Origin of the sequence: Sporolactobacillus terrae DSM 11697, assembly GCF_000648615.1 — a bacterium.
Taxonomy (GTDB): domain Bacteria; phylum Bacillota; class Bacilli; order Bacillales; family Sporolactobacillaceae; genus Sporolactobacillus; species Sporolactobacillus terrae.
Genome location: NZ_JFZC01000015.1, coordinates 16,620 through 30,250 on the forward strand (window position 1 = coordinate 16,620; position 13,631 = coordinate 30,250).

A 13,631-nucleotide genomic window follows, 5' to 3' on the forward strand; every position below is an offset into this window, starting at 1 on the left:
ATCAATAAATCTGCCTCAGCCACTGCGATGGTCATTGAGGCGGATCTTTTTTTTATACGACGGGATCGCGATAACACGTACTGCAAAAGAAATGGGCCCATTAATGCTCCATAAACGGTCAGGAGCACCATTTGAAGGTTACTCCACAACATGCTGCTTTTCCATGTAGCGACACTTTGGAAAATTGCTGCAGCCCCAGAAGTGCTCGCCGCTGTACGTTCCGCGTTTTGCCACACGTTGGACCATCGGTTTACCGCAGCGTGGGCACACTTTTTCGACTTCTTTTGTTTGCTCATCCAGAGCGGTATTTGTATTGGGGAACATTTGATATTCTTCTTTATCTTCTTTTATTTGCTTCTGGATCGTCGATTCCTTTTGGTCTTGTTCCAAAGCTTGCGCTTCACCAGCCGGAGGATCGCATTCTGCTGTTGACGCAGTCTCAATCGCTGCTTGCTCCTCGATCTTTTTTTTGAGACCGGCTGATTTTTTCTTGGAATGCTTCGGATGTTTTGCTTGAATGTTTTCAATATGGATCTGTTTTGCTTCTTCGGAGGTTTGTGAATATGGAAAAAGGGTCTGGTCGATTGCTTCAATTTCATTGGGATCGAGGACTTCGTTGGTATTGGCCATTGTTTTCTTTACAAAAGATGTGACACGGCGACGGTTCATAACGGCTGCTTTGCCTTGATTCAGCGTGATTTTTTTCAGTTCACAGCGATCGCTGAAGAGGATAATCGAATGATAGATGATTTGCGGATAGTCTGAGAGGAACTGCTTGAGTTGGCTAATATGACCTTCGTTTTGCATGATCGGATTGAAAAAGCGGTTTTTAATACTCCTCCTGCCGCTCGGAAGCGTCTGCGTCCAAGTGCGCTGGCTTTCTGTTCCAAAAATCCAGCCACTGTAATTTTTCGATTCGAACACGTATAGACCGCTTTTATGAATCAGCAGCACATCAATCTCGGTCGTTGTGCCGTCTTCTTTGGGTAAGTATACGTTGAAGAGAAGACGTCCTTCTTTCTCGAGTGAACGCAGATTATTATAGATGAGGTACTCGCCGTAACTACCGGTTGAACGTCTCATTTTCAAATAAGGACGATGCGTGATGCGATAATAGTGTGTTTTCTTGTATTTCGTGTTTTGATACGTGTAAATTAAAAATAAGCAGCCGAATAGTCCCGATAAAAATAGAACAAGTAATTCTACGCAAAGGATATAGAGTTGAAGCATTGGATCGCCTCTTTTCAATAATTTACCAATAGTATACCTTATCTCCCTAGACTATGTCTAAAGACATTGAACAAAAGACTCACAGAAGATTTGTTATAATGAATGCAATAACAATGCGTCCAAACGCGAAAGATTGGAGCTGCTTTACATGATTGACACGATTAACGGTCGTACCCGGCTGTATGGACTGTTTGCTCATCCGGCGAAACACAGTCTATCGCCGCTGATGCATAATCTCAGTTTTAGGAAGCGGGGGATCAATGCCGTTTACTTGGCCTTTGATTTGACTGGGGATCTTGGTGATGCTGTGAACAGTATCCGCCAGTTTGATATGGGTGGCGTTAATTTATCAATGCCATTCAAGCGGACAGTGATCCCCTTTCTCGATGAACTGACCCCGACCGCTGACCTGATCGGTGCAGTCAATACGATTATGAATCGGGACGGCCGTTTGATCGGCGCAAATACGGACGGGACCGGTTTCTTTGCGCATTTAGCGGCAAACGGCTGTGCAACAAAACAAAAGACGGCAACTATTCTTGGTGCAGGCGGCGCCGGGCTGTCGATCATTGCTGCAGGTGCCTCGAAAGGACTGAGCACCATCCATGTGTTTAAACGGCGCAATGCGTCATTCCCCGCCGTTTCGGAGAAATTAAGCCATATCGCCGCTGCTTATCCTACGACGATCCAGCTCCATGATTACAATGATGAGGCGGCTTTGCAGCGCGCGCTTTCTGAGAGCGATTTTCTCATTAATTCAACCAATATCGGCATGGGTGATGACGCAAAATTGCCGGTAGCTGAAGCGCTGATCGATTGTCTATCACCCTCGGCCGTGGTTTGTGACGCCATTTACGAACCGCGACAGACGCGCTTTTTACATGCAGCAAAACAGCATGGCTGCATTACTTTTAACGGTCTAGGTATGCTGATCTATCAAGGCGCCCAAGCGTTCCAACGATGGACCGATCAAGAAATGCCCATTGACGATGTCGAAGATGCCCTGTTAAAAGAATTAGATCAAAATCGTTCATAAGTGACTTTTTGAATGACCGTAACAGGAATCCTGTCAGTATCCTGTAAAAAACCTAAAAGCAGCTTCCCACTTGATGGGCGCTGCTTTTTATTAGCCGAGTTGACGCAAGAATCGCATGATCAGATGATTAAACACTTTGTAATGATGCGTGGGCAATTGATGAAAGGCGCGATCAACCGTTATGATTTCGGTGTGCGCAAGCGGTTCAAAATATTTCTTGTGCTTTTTCAAATAAACATCCAGCGAACCGTAAAGTATTTGCATCGGCAGCTGATCCAATTGCGCAAGCTGCGAGGTCAAGTCTGTTTTTGGTCCTGCACAATAGAGATCCAGAACAGCTCCGGGATTGGCCTTTTGTGCGTAATCATCCATCGCCCGTTCATCTTCTGCGCTGTTTTTATTTGCTTTAGCAATGAGCCTGCTCAGCAGCTGCTGATTTCCGGTTTTCATTAAGCTAATGCCCAACTGATATTCCAGACGCAGCAGGACTGACGCAATGCATGGGAATCCTCCTGCAAGCAGAATACCGCCGATATTTCCCGAATGGCGCAACGCATAAGTGAGCGCAATCAGTCCTCCGCTTGAATAACCAACAAGTATCGGCTTTTCCAGTTGCAATTTGAGAATGAGTTCGCTTAGGTCATGTTCATGATCCGAAATCACCTGACCCAATGAAGCTGAGGCTTGGTACCCGCTTTGTCCATGCCCTCTTTGATCATAGAAAATCAATTGAGCTCGATCGGCTAAAGCCTTTTGGTAACGAAAAGCAACATGCCCCATGAGCGGCGGATGCAGAAAAACGATTGGCCTGCCTTTTCCAATCTTTTCATAAAAGAGGTGGATTCCTTGATTCGTTTCGATATACGGCATGATCGTCCCCTAAATTGTCTTTTTTATAGTTTAACCCGGTTGGCCCGATTCCATGAGCAGACCGATACGTACAAAGCGAATTTCTTTAAAAAAATAGATGCCTGTCTTATGATAGTTATTGAAAGCGTTCTTCTTGTGAACTTTAATTTGGAGGTATGATCATGAAGCAAATTGCAATTGGACCGGAAAAAAAGTCGGGTTCTGCGGTTGTTCAAGGATGCATGCGTATTGCAAACATGTCTGAGGCAGAAGCAGACAGACTGATTAAAACCGATTTGGAAAATGGGATCACGTTCTTTGATCATGCGGATGTGTACACGGATGGTGCTTGCGAGGCATTGTTTGGAAAAGTCCTCGCGAAGCAGCCAAGCCTGCGCGACAAAATCACATTACAGACCAAATGCGGCATCGTACGCGGAAACGAAGAGCATATTAAGGCCTATGATTTTTCAAAGGAACATCTTCTCGAAACGGTTAACGCCAGTCTAAAACGACTGCAAACGGATCATGTCGATTACTTGCTGCTCCATCGTCCGGACGCACTTGTCGAACCTGAAGAAGTTGCCGAAGCATTCGATCAGCTGCACTCAGAAGGTAAAGTCCTGCATTTCGGCGTCAGCAACCAGAACCCTTATCAGATCGAGTTGCTGAAAAAGTATCTGCATCAGCCTCTTGAAATCAATCAGCTACAGCTCAGCATTAAATTTACCGGGATGATTGATGCCGGTATCAATGTCAATATGACGGTGGACGGCGCATCGGATCGAGACGGAAGCATTCTTGACTATTGTCGTTTGAACGATGTAACCATTCAAGCTTGGTCGCCGTTCCAATATGGATTCTTCGAAGGGGTTTTCCTCGATAATCCAAAATTTCCAGAATTGAATCAGAAGATTGATGAAATCGCTAAGAAATACGGCGTCAGCAATAACGCCATCGCCGTTGCTTGGATTCTGCGTCATCCGGCCGAGATGCAGGTCATTCTTGGCACGACGAATATCGATCGTGTCGCCGCATCTGCCAAGGGTGCAGATATCACGTTAACGCGTCAGGAATGGTATGACATTTACCAGGCAGCCGGCAACAAACTCCCATAATAATAAAATTAAAAATCTCCGAATATGCCCCGGAGACGAAAAGACCGAGCCGCGGCTCGGTCCTTTTTTGTAGGTAAAGAAACATTCATGACCCGCTTGGGGGGCGCGGGACACCGCCGGAATGAAAATACCCTTGAGATAAAGCGTCTAACTTGTATTTACGTACAAAAGTGAACGATTTTACCCTGTCTTCAAACCAATAAAACAGTGTCATGGCTGAGCATCAAAGCGGAGGTACTCGGGCGCCTAGTTGATGCTTACCAGCGAGACTACGCAGATTCCTGCTTGCCTGAGTAGGCTCGAGGTGCGCGGTCGCGCCCTGTTGATGCGAGTAACCGAAGCGACGATTCACCACCATTCAATACAACAGTTCCAACTGCGAACTGGTTGATAAATCACGAAAAGTGGTCGATAAATGTTTCAAACTGGTCGATAAATCACGAAAAGTGGTCGATAAATCGCACAAAACAGTTGATGATCCAGCCAGATGTTACCGCGTCCCTAACTGACCGTACGCCTCGATCCAGCTCCCAGCTTCGTTTCAGTAATCATGATTGTACTGCTCAAGATCAGTACGAGCCCCGCAACCGTACCCACAGACAGCCTTTCACCGAGCAGCAGCATGCCCCAGATTACACCATAGAGTGGAACGAGCAGGGTCACACTCAGTGTCTTCGTTGGGCCAACACTTTTGATAAGGTAGAAATAAATAAGGTAGCCGACTGAGGTTGATAGCACAGCCAAACAGAATACGGATACCGCGATCGAAATCGTCATGCCCTGCAATCGACCGACTGTCGGTACACTGAAGGGAAGCAATACTAAACCTGCGGCTAGCTGTTGCCCAATCGCCAAAGTCAAAGGAGCTTCAGATGCAAAATGCAGCTTTGTGTACACACCGCCAATCCCATAGCAGACAGAAGCAACCAATGAAAAGAAAATCGAAAGCAACACAATCGGTGAATGGCCAAGATGGCCCCATCCGGCAAGAATGGCCACCCCGGCAATGCCAATGAACATACTCAGCATTTTACCGGCACGCAATCGTTCCTTAAGCCAAATCGCTGCCGCAAGCAAGGCAAAAAGCGGCGTGGTTGCGTTTAAAATTGACGATACCGAAGCCGTCACATGCAGCTCTGCAGTTGCAATCATGGTAAAAGGAATAGCCGCATTTACAGCGCCAAGAAGAAGATACTGCTTCCACTTTTGTCGAAAATCCGGCATCTTGCGGATCGCATAGGCGTAGATCAGCAAGGCAAAACCGGCAATCAGCACACGCAGATCAATTAATAAAAACGGTCCAAGCACCGGCGCAGCAACACGCATAAACAGAAACGAGCCGCCCCATAAAGCGCCGAGTATATTTAATAGTAAGAAATCTCTTAGTGCCATTGATTCCATCCCTTCTGCTCTTTCTTTTCATCTATCGTCATTGGATAAGCACGAGGCGTCAACGATAAAATGCAACATGCTTTATTTAACCGCAATCCTTTTTAACATGCATTGAAACGATGTATAATAACCTCAGAATAAACGTCTTGACATGGAGGGAAGAAAAATGAAAAACATAGCGATTATCCTCGGTGATATTACGCAAGTCGAAGCAGACGCGATTGTCAACGCAGCAAACACAACACTGCTTGGCGGAGGCGGTGTCGACGGTGCCATTCACCGCGCTGCCGGACCGGAGCTGCTTGCGGAATGCCGAACCCTGAACGGATGCCGGACCGGCGCAGCAAAAATAACCAAGGGCTATCGTTTGCCGGCGCGTTATGTGATCCATACACCGGGTCCCATTTGGCAAGGTGGTGCAAATCACGAGCGTGAACTGCTGCAAAGCAGCTATTTAAACAGCCTCAAACTTGCCGATGCACATGGCTGCCGAACGGTTGCTTTTCCATCCATCAGTACCGGTGTTTACCATTTCCCGCTCGAGACCGCCGCACCGATCGCCCTTCAAACAATCCGCGAATTTTTGAGTACATCCAAGAGTGTCGCACAGGTTACCTTGGTTTGCTTTGATCCCGTCACAAAACATGCTTACGATCGGTCACTAGCTGACCTTGATGAATAACAGCGATTGGATCCATTGGTTCCGGTCATCTTCACTCCATGGAGAAAACGGTTCACTTTTTTTCATTAAAAAAGGAAAGAATCATAAGAATGAGTCCCGCAAAGGATATTGCAAACATCAATGCTTGATATACCGTCATCGCTCTCGCCCCGCTTATCTAGAACTGCCGCGTCTCCCAGCTCCCACGTCTAAAAGATTATGTATCTAGTATACCAAACAGGAACATATGTTCTCAATAGTCTGTTTGTCCCCTTTTCTTTATCTGGATTGCAAAAGCAAAAAAATGCTTCAGATCCAAAAAATGAACGATTAAAGCAATCCCCGCATCGATCGAGATGCGGGGAGTTGATCACGCTTCTTTTGCGGTCAAGCTTCGTTCACTCGGAAGGAACAAGGTGAGAATGGCTGCGAGCATCGGAAGAATACCGAACAGGCCAAAAATCGTATAGATGCCATACTGATCGGAAAGCCAACCGATCAGCGTAGCACCGATTCCTCCGGCACCAATCCCAAAGCCGACCATCAGCCCTGAGACCAATCCAATGTTCTTTGGAAACATCATTTGCCCGTAGACCACGGTAACCGCAAATGAAGACAGCACGAAGAATCCGAAAAGGAACAAGACAATAATCGATAAAACGCCATGTACATGAGGCAGCAGCCAAGCAAAAGGAATGGTGACCGCCATTGAAAGAAACAGCAGCCATTTGCGGCTGATTTGATCGGAGACGCGGCCGCCGATAAAGGTGCCGACCGCACCGGCAGCTAGAAAAAGGAAGGTCAACAATTCCCCGTCCTTCAACGTAAACCCTTGGTGCAAGTAAAGAAACGGCAGGAATCCGGCAACACCAATCTGTGTCCAAGAACGCAAGATCACCACAAGCGTGAGCAGGATAAGACCAGTCACATGGTTGCGTCCTTGAATCAATTTCTGCCTTTTTTTATTCATCTCCAAACTTCTCTGGTACCAGGGCATCACCGAGAACACGAGCAAAAGCCCGGCAAGAGCGGCAATTGCAAACCAGCCGAGCCCATGCAGCCCCGTCGCAATTAAAAATAAGGGGAGTACCAGTGGACCGGCCGCCTGGCCGAAGTTCCCGCCGACTTGGATGATTGCCTGTGCAGTCCCTCTGGCTGTTCCCGCCGCCATGTAAGCACCGCGCATCGCTTCCGGATGAAAGATTCCAGAACCGATCCCGGATACGGCAACACATAAGAGCAGTAGCCAGTAGACCGAAGCAAATCCTGAGGCGGTCAACCCAAACCCGCACAGACAAATGCCCATTGGCATGAACCACGCATTCGGATATTTATCGGACAGTACCCCGAACACCGGTTGAGCAACCGATGACGTCAGCATCGAGACAAAGAGAATGAGTCCGGCTTGGGTATAATTAAGGTCAAACGCTTGTTTATATAAAGGCAAAAGCGCAGGTACAAGCCCGGTGGTCATCAGATCATTGATAAAATGCACACCACTGAGACTGAACAATTGTCGTTTTGCAGCCAGTCTTGGCTTCACCCCCGCTTCTTTTAATGCAAGATTCATTGATTTTCCTCCTAATCTAGCCGTGAATATCCGTGATGACCGCCATTTTCATTTCATCACCTTTTTTCCATCCGTACATGGGGAATGTCATCGAGCAGGAACACATCCGAGATTGTTTTGAATCCGAAACGGGCATACAACGCTTGAACATAATCTTGTGCTTCAATTTCAATCGGCTGCTTTGGAAAATGTTCTTCGATCACTTGCAAGACTTTGCCAATCAATTGATTCGCAAGCCCCTTTCCACGCTGATCCTTTCGGACAAGTACCCGTCCGAAGGTCACCAAACCGCCTTCTTGGAAAATCCGCGCATAAGCGGTCACCACACCGAACGCATCGGTTGTATACACATGAAGACTTTCCAGATCATGGTGATCGATTTCATGATAGGCACATTCCTGCTCAACAACAAAAACCGTCTCCCGTGCACGCAGCAGTTCATAGACTTCCTTTCCAGAGAGGTCGTCAAATCGTTTCACATGCCACTTTTCTGCTGTCATTTCTGCCTCTCCCCCATTTAACGCCGATACCATTTCGGTACAACATTTTGAAAATGATCGTACGCGTCCATTGCTTTTTTGATCTCGCGCTTCATCACATCAACCTCTCCGGCGCCATAATCAATCGCCCAAGGAATGGAACTGATCATATTCGTCGCCATATAGAGCGCCATTAATGGAAAAAAGGTCTCCGATATTTGGTTGTCGAAATAACCATTGATGCGTCCGGATGCAAAAGCCGGGCTCACTCCGGCACACCAGGAGATCCGGTTGAATTCTTCCCACGGATCCCCGTAATCCATCCGATCAAAATCGATAATTCCGATCATTTTCTCTTTTGTAATCACCATATTGCCGCAATGATAATCACCGTGCTGCAGAGATTGTGGGCGGTCCTTGAGTAGGCCGCGCTGCTCCTCAATAAACGCAATGATCTGCTCTGCGCCTTCTACGTGAATCCCGCAACGTACATATGCGGTTAATTTCCTGTCAATCTTATCATTGTAAAATTGAGTCCAGTTCGGCTGATCTTCCGGCGCCGGAATCGCGTGAATTCGGCTCATCGTTCTCCCCGCTTCGCGGCCGAGCAGGTACTGCTCTTCAAGATTAAGTGTCGAGAGCACTGCCGCTGCATCTGATCCGTCTAGCCAGGTCATCAATGTATAGCAGCATCTCCCATGATCACACCAGCCGAACGCGATCGGCTTGGTTGTTGCAATGGGCAGCGTGCGTAGTGCCTGTAAAGCATCAAATTCTCGTTTTCTCCGTTCGAAGAATTCGCCAGCTAGAGACACGCAGCAGAAACGTCTGCTCATCGGCAGTCACAACATATTTGCGGTCATGCGACCAACCGGCCTGAAGCGGTTTAACTTCTGTCCAAGCCTCTGATCCGGGTATTGATAAAAATTGGCCGGTCACAGTGTCACCCCCACCGCCTTATTAATCAATCAAGAGGCCCATATGTACGGTGCTATAAAACACACCGTCGATCAATAAATCACGCGTAATCAACCCGTCCTGAACAAAACCGAACGATTCATAAAGCCTAATCGCGCGTATGTTGTCCGAGCGAGCCATCAAGTTGATCTTACGGATGATTCCGGTCTTTTTGCTCCAATGGATCAAGTGCGACAGGAGCGCACGACCGATCCCTTTTCCCCAATAGTCTTTGCGCACGCTGATGCCGAATTCGCCGACATGTGCTGTTCGCTTGCGTTTCCCGCCCTCGAAGTTCAGAGTGCCGACAATTGTGCCGTCATATTCGGCAACAAGAAACACAGCGTTGTCTTTTTTCGCATAACGTTCAAAGAGGGCTTCCTCTTTCTCAACCGTCAACTGAAGCTCGTCAACCGAACCATAGGTTAAAAAGTCGGTCTCGCCTGCAATACGGCTCAGATAAGCCAAAACTGGTGCTGCATCCGATTTTCTCGCTTCGCGAATCGTTCGTTTGCTTTCACTCATGATCGGTCACCCTTTTCAGCGATGATGTTATTAATCGATTATTTTATCGAAACCGCAGTAAATGTCATGCACCAATGGCCCAATGCTGAGTGAGTTGCCGGAAAAGGAGTGCGGCAAAGGCCATGGTAGCAAAAATTAGCCTATTTAATTGGCCAACTAGTCGAAATCTCTTTACTTAATGGTCAAGCCATATCAGGGATTCTTTGCAGCTCTTTCATTCAATTCACTGCTTTTGCTTTTAAGGTTTCAATAAATGCGTCAACGGCTTCTTCCTTGGTTGCCCATGAAGTGACCAGTCGGACCGCTGAATGATCCGCGTCAATCTGCTCCCAGTCATAAAAATAAAACTGTCTGCGCAGCTGCTCAATCACGTCATGAGGCAAGATCGGAAAAATCTGGTTGGAAACCGGCGGCGTCAGGAAGGCATAACCCGCATCCTGGATGGCCTTACTGAGTTTGAACGCCATTGCGTTCGCATGCGCAGCAAGATCCGAATACAAATCGTCACGGAACAAAACGAGAAATTGGATCCCGGTCAGTCGTCCTTTGGCAAGCATCGCACCCTTTTGCTTCATTAAATAACGGAAATCTTCTTTAAGCGCGTCGTTACAAATCACCAGTGCTTCGCCAAGCAGCGCGCCATTCTTTGTCCCGCCGATATAGAAAGCATCGACCAATTTGGGCAGATCACTCAATTCCAGGTCATTGACCGGCGAGCTCAGCGCTGATCCGAGTCGCGCACCGTCTAAATAGAGGTAAAGCTGATGACTTTTGCAAAAGGAACTCAGCGCTTCGAGTTCGCTTTTTGTATAGACAGCGCCGTTCTCCGTCGTATCGGATATGTATACTAGCTTTGGTTTGACCATGTGTTCATCCGGGTGCGCATCGAGCATTGCCTGAATGCCTGCAACGGTTAGTTTTCCATCTTTTCCAGATGAGACCGCCAACACTTTATGCCCGGTCGCTTCGATTGCACCGGTTTCATGAACGTTGATATGACCCGTATGCGCGGCGATCGCCGCTTCATGCGGCCGCAAAAATGCCGCGATTGCGATCATGTTCGTCTGCGTGCCTCCAGTCAGAAAGTGAACGGCAACATCGGAACAAGCCATTTTCTTCTTAAGCAGCTCGGCCGCTTCCAGTGAATAACGGTCCTCACCGTAGCCTTCTTCCTGAACGAGATTGGTATCAACAAGCGTATTGAGAATTTGCGGGTGCGCGCCCTCACTATAATCATTTTTAAAACTGTACATTGCGACTTTTCACCTCAGCTGTCTGATTTTTCAAATCTACCCATTATGGCAAATGATCCAAATTTTGTTACTTACAGGATACAATAGAAATGGCGCGAATAAAGCAAAGAGCGGATTACTATGCCGATCCCCGAAAGAAGGGGGGCGGATAAATATGACAGTATATGAAGCACTAACACTTGCAATAGCTTTTTCTAGTTTATTGATCACACTAATAGGAGTCGTTGTAAGTATTATCGTCGTACTGTCAAATAAAGATAAAAAATAATCCGCCTCTTACGCTTTTGACCGAGCTGAGGTGGATTATTTTTGCTATTACCCTTCTGCGTAGGTTCTGCCCATTGCAGTTCGTTTGCCAAGCCGTTGGTGGTGGAACACCAACGGTATTATTTTATTCAGTATCTAAATTAATTATACACAAGACAGTGAGGGGAATCAATCTTGGAGAAAAATTACGCCTCAATGAATGTCGACGGATTAAGAAAGGAATATCATGACATGTGGCTGCCCGCAATGAGGGCAAGTGAACGTCGAACCCCTGTGAAAATCAAGATAAATGTGAAAACCACCATTTTTCTGATCCAGTACATAGACAGAGACGTACCGGGGGGCCTCAATATTTAGTGCCGCTTTTTCTTTTTTTTGGATATTTGATTTCATAAAGTAAACGTTCCTTGAGTTTTGGATTAAAGAAACTAGAAATTATTTTTTTCGTGTCCAATGTCCATCGAATTTCAGAACATACTCACCTTGCGTGGAATCCCATTCTTTATTGTAATTTGTCGTAGGATAAGCACTCGATATAAAGGTATCGGTCAACACATTTAGTGTAACCGATGGATTGATCCAGGGAAATCACCAATCCTCTTGCCCTAACAATGACTGGTATGTTGCTTTCTGGAATTACAACGCCATCAGCATTCCAAAATTTTCTAGGTTTTCGAGTCTCAATCCCATCAACCGCATGGCTAACGACCCACTGGCTCACCGTCTACGCTTAAAGACTGAAGTTTCCTTCAGCCTTCCAAGATTCGTTATGGATGGGTGGCGCTCTTATTCGATGGGGGTCACACCCACTATAGGCCACGACTTTGCTCAGTCGCCCTATTATTTATCAGGACAATAAAAAAACCATCCCACACCTGGTATGAGATGGCTCTGAACTGATGATCGTCAGATACGCGGAATGATCGTCTGAATCCGTTTGAGACGCGGTGCGAGCAGTACAACGACAAACGGTGTGAGTGCGATCGGCACAACATCTGCAATCCCAATCCATACGACACAGTACCAGTAGCCGAGTCCGGTGAAGAATGACAGAGAAAAGCTCGTTGCAAGAATCATCAAACAACCGAACAGGAGCGACCAGAACAATGATTGCCAAATAAAGGCCGCTTTATTTTCAAGAAGTTTTTCAAGCGGCTTTTTCCGCGTCATAATATAGGCTGGAAGTGCCGCACTTAAAGCAACGGTAATCCCGTCTGCAATTAAGGTATGAGGAGCAATGAAGTAACCACCGAGCAGTGACCAAACCAATGTGCCGATGTAGCCGGCAAAAAATCCGGAAACCGGGCCGAATAAGAAACCAATAGCAGGAATAATAAACGCAAAAGTTCTGAAATGCACGGCACCCGGAATCAGCGGAATCGGGCTGCCGTATGCCCAGAGCACGCCGGTAAATACACCAAAAATAACGAAAAAGATGATGTTGACAAAGGTAAATTTCTTCACGGGAAAACGCCTCCTCAATAATTTGTTTTTGCAAATGCGCAAATAATATGCTTAAGCTCTTTGACGGCATAGTCAAACAGCTTTTTGCCTTTTTCAGCAGTAGCGTAGGTTGGTGCACCGATCACGCCGCTTTTCGTCACATCTTTTGTCTTCCAGCCGGCATTGTACGGTCCGAATAAGGTCACAAAATCGTTGTCGCGCAGCGCCTCAACCGGATCCTCATCCACCGCAAGTTCCATATGAACCGTTTCAGGGGCCGCGTGCAGCATGAGCGATGTCTCCAGCTCGCATGCATGGAAGACGCCGTATGTACCGGATTCTTTCAAGCCTTCAAGCCCCTTGTCCCAAAATGAGGTAAACCACCAATCGAACACAAACACATCCATAGTGAAATCAATGCGCAGATCGCGGCTGATCATGTTGAGCATGTCGGTATTGCCGCCATGGCTGTTAAACAGCACCAGCTTCTTAAACCCGCTTGCTGCAATCGCCCCAGCAATGTCATGCAGCACGGAGTAGTAGGTCTGCGTGCCGTAGGTAATCGTGCCGGCAAAGCCCATGTGCTCATTGCTCTTGCCGACATTCAGCAGCGGAGCAAAGATCAGCGCGCCTTCATCGAAGCTTTGTGTAGCAATAAAATGATCGATTAACTGAGATAAAATAATGGCATCGGTGCCCACTGGCAAATGCGGTCCATGCTGCTCGGTCGCCGCAGTCGGCAGAAAAACAATCGCCGAATCTTTATCAATGGCTGCAAGTTCATCACGCGTTAAATTCTCCCATTTTGAAATCATTAGGAATTCCTCCTGTACCATTATTTAAAATGTTCA

General features: G+C 47.0%; 14 protein-coding genes. 4 read left to right on the forward strand and 10 right to left on the reverse strand.

What is annotated here, in order from left to right:
• Positions 1–138: 138 nt before the first annotated feature.
• The gene (locus AA84_RS19200) at positions 139–1,230 is read right to left on the reverse strand and encodes a nuclease-related domain-containing protein (RefSeq protein WP_051577770.1); all 1,092 of its coding nucleotides are present in this window, start codon (positions 1,228–1,230) and stop codon (positions 139–141) included.
• 148 nt (positions 1,231–1,378) lie between these two features.
• Between AA84_RS19200 and AA84_RS0102130 the strand changes: the two genes are divergently transcribed.
• Positions 1,379–2,266, forward strand: coding sequence for a shikimate dehydrogenase family protein (locus AA84_RS0102130; RefSeq protein ID WP_028975827.1), 888 nt, complete (start codon positions 1,379–1,381; stop codon positions 2,264–2,266).
• A 90-nt stretch (positions 2,267–2,356) separates the two neighbouring features.
• Here the strand turns inward: AA84_RS0102130 and AA84_RS0102135 are convergent, their stop codons facing one another.
• Complete coding sequence (locus AA84_RS0102135; protein WP_028975828.1) at positions 2,357–3,136, reverse strand: alpha/beta fold hydrolase; 780 nt, start codon at positions 3,134–3,136, stop codon at positions 2,357–2,359.
• A gap of 161 nt (positions 3,137–3,297) precedes the next feature.
• On the opposite strand from AA84_RS0102135, the gene AA84_RS0102140 reads away from it, so the two are divergent.
• The gene (locus AA84_RS0102140; protein ID WP_028975829.1) at positions 3,298–4,233 is read left to right on the forward strand and encodes an aldo/keto reductase; all 936 of its coding nucleotides are present in this window, start codon (positions 3,298–3,300) and stop codon (positions 4,231–4,233) included.
• Positions 4,234–4,734: 501 nt separating this feature from the next.
• Here AA84_RS0102140 and AA84_RS0102145 read toward each other — a convergent pair.
• The gene (locus AA84_RS0102145) at positions 4,735–5,625 is read right to left on the reverse strand and encodes a DMT family transporter (RefSeq protein WP_028975830.1); all 891 of its coding nucleotides are present in this window, start codon (positions 5,623–5,625) and stop codon (positions 4,735–4,737) included.
• A 166-nt stretch (positions 5,626–5,791) separates the two neighbouring features.
• Between AA84_RS0102145 and AA84_RS0102150 the strand changes: the two genes are divergently transcribed.
• A complete protein-coding gene (locus tag AA84_RS0102150; protein ID WP_028975831.1) occupies positions 5,792–6,307 on the forward strand; it encodes an O-acetyl-ADP-ribose deacetylase in 516 nt (171 codons plus the stop codon).
• A gap of 349 nt (positions 6,308–6,656) precedes the next feature.
• Here AA84_RS0102150 and AA84_RS0102160 read toward each other — a convergent pair whose 3' ends face one another.
• The 5 genes from AA84_RS0102160 to AA84_RS0102180 form a co-directional block, all read right to left on the reverse strand.
• Positions 6,657–7,856 carry an MFS transporter gene (locus AA84_RS0102160; RefSeq protein WP_037562722.1) on the reverse strand — a complete coding sequence of 400 codons (1,200 nt, stop codon included), beginning with the start codon at positions 7,854–7,856 and terminating at the stop codon, positions 6,657–6,659.
• 56 nt (positions 7,857–7,912) lie between these two features.
• Positions 7,913–8,356, reverse strand: a complete 444-nt coding sequence (locus AA84_RS0102165) for a GNAT family N-acetyltransferase (protein WP_028975833.1) — start codon at positions 8,354–8,356, stop codon at positions 7,913–7,915.
• A gap of 17 nt (positions 8,357–8,373) precedes the next feature.
• Positions 8,374–9,171 carry an aminoglycoside phosphotransferase family protein gene (locus AA84_RS16890; RefSeq protein ID WP_223362291.1) on the reverse strand — a complete coding sequence of 266 codons (798 nt, stop codon included), beginning with the start codon at positions 9,169–9,171 and terminating at the stop codon, positions 8,374–8,376.
• 124 nt (positions 9,172–9,295) lie between these two features.
• Positions 9,296–9,817: a GNAT family N-acetyltransferase gene (locus tag AA84_RS0102175; protein WP_028975834.1), complete on the reverse strand. Its 522-nt coding sequence runs from the start codon at positions 9,815–9,817 to the stop codon at positions 9,296–9,298.
• Positions 9,818–10,035: 218 nt separating this feature from the next.
• On the reverse strand, positions 10,036–11,070 hold the full coding sequence (locus tag AA84_RS0102180) for a threonine aldolase family protein (protein ID WP_028975835.1): 1,035 nt from the start codon (positions 11,068–11,070) through the stop codon (positions 10,036–10,038).
• 154 nt (positions 11,071–11,224) lie between these two features.
• Between AA84_RS0102180 and AA84_RS19305 the strand changes: the two genes are divergently transcribed.
• Positions 11,225–11,338, forward strand: coding sequence for a putative holin-like toxin (locus AA84_RS19305; protein WP_223362292.1), 114 nt, complete (start codon positions 11,225–11,227; stop codon positions 11,336–11,338).
• Positions 11,339–12,243: 905 nt separating this feature from the next.
• On the opposite strand, the gene AA84_RS0102195 is transcribed toward AA84_RS19305, so the two are convergent.
• Both AA84_RS0102195 and AA84_RS0102200 read right to left on the reverse strand, forming a co-directional pair.
• Positions 12,244–12,801 (reverse strand): hypothetical protein, encoded by a 558-nt coding sequence (locus AA84_RS0102195; RefSeq protein ID WP_028975837.1) that lies wholly within the window; start codon positions 12,799–12,801, stop codon positions 12,244–12,246.
• Between the two features lie 14 nt (positions 12,802–12,815).
• On the reverse strand, positions 12,816–13,595 hold the full coding sequence (locus AA84_RS0102200; RefSeq protein WP_028975838.1) for a creatininase family protein: 780 nt from the start codon (positions 13,593–13,595) through the stop codon (positions 12,816–12,818).
• Between the last annotated feature and the right edge of the window lie 36 nt (positions 13,596–13,631).

Coding starts and splice junctions, on each gene's coding strand:
- AA84_RS19200 (WP_051577770.1), bottom strand. CDS start 1,230: ATGCTTCAACTCTATATCCTTTGCGTAGAATTACTTGTTCTATTTTTA.
- AA84_RS0102130 (WP_028975827.1), top strand. CDS start 1,379: ATGATTGACACGATTAACGGTCGTACCCGGCTGTATGGACTGTTTGCT.
- AA84_RS0102135 (WP_028975828.1), bottom strand. CDS start 3,136: ATGCCGTATATCGAAACGAATCAAGGAATCCACCTCTTTTATGAAAAG.
- AA84_RS0102140 (WP_028975829.1), top strand. CDS start 3,298: ATGAAGCAAATTGCAATTGGACCGGAAAAAAAGTCGGGTTCTGCGGTT.
- AA84_RS0102145 (WP_028975830.1), bottom strand. CDS start 5,625: ATGGCACTAAGAGATTTCTTACTATTAAATATACTCGGCGCTTTATGG.
- AA84_RS0102150 (WP_028975831.1), top strand. CDS start 5,792: ATGAAAAACATAGCGATTATCCTCGGTGATATTACGCAAGTCGAAGCA.
- AA84_RS0102160 (WP_037562722.1), bottom strand. CDS start 7,856: ATGAATCTTGCATTAAAAGAAGCGGGGGTGAAGCCAAGACTGGCTGCA.
- AA84_RS0102165 (WP_028975833.1), bottom strand. CDS start 8,356: ATGACAGCAGAAAAGTGGCATGTGAAACGATTTGACGACCTCTCTGGA.
- AA84_RS16890 (WP_223362291.1), bottom strand. CDS start 9,171: ATGAGCAGACGTTTCTGCTGCGTGTCTCTAGCTGGCGAATTCTTCGAA.
- AA84_RS0102175 (WP_028975834.1), bottom strand. CDS start 9,817: ATGAGTGAAAGCAAACGAACGATTCGCGAAGCGAGAAAATCGGATGCA.
- AA84_RS0102180 (WP_028975835.1), bottom strand. CDS start 11,070: ATGTACAGTTTTAAAAATGATTATAGTGAGGGCGCGCACCCGCAAATT.
- AA84_RS19305 (WP_223362292.1), top strand. CDS start 11,225: ATGACAGTATATGAAGCACTAACACTTGCAATAGCTTTTTCTAGTTTA.
- AA84_RS0102200 (WP_028975838.1), bottom strand. CDS start 13,595: ATGATTTCAAAATGGGAGAATTTAACGCGTGATGAACTTGCAGCCATT.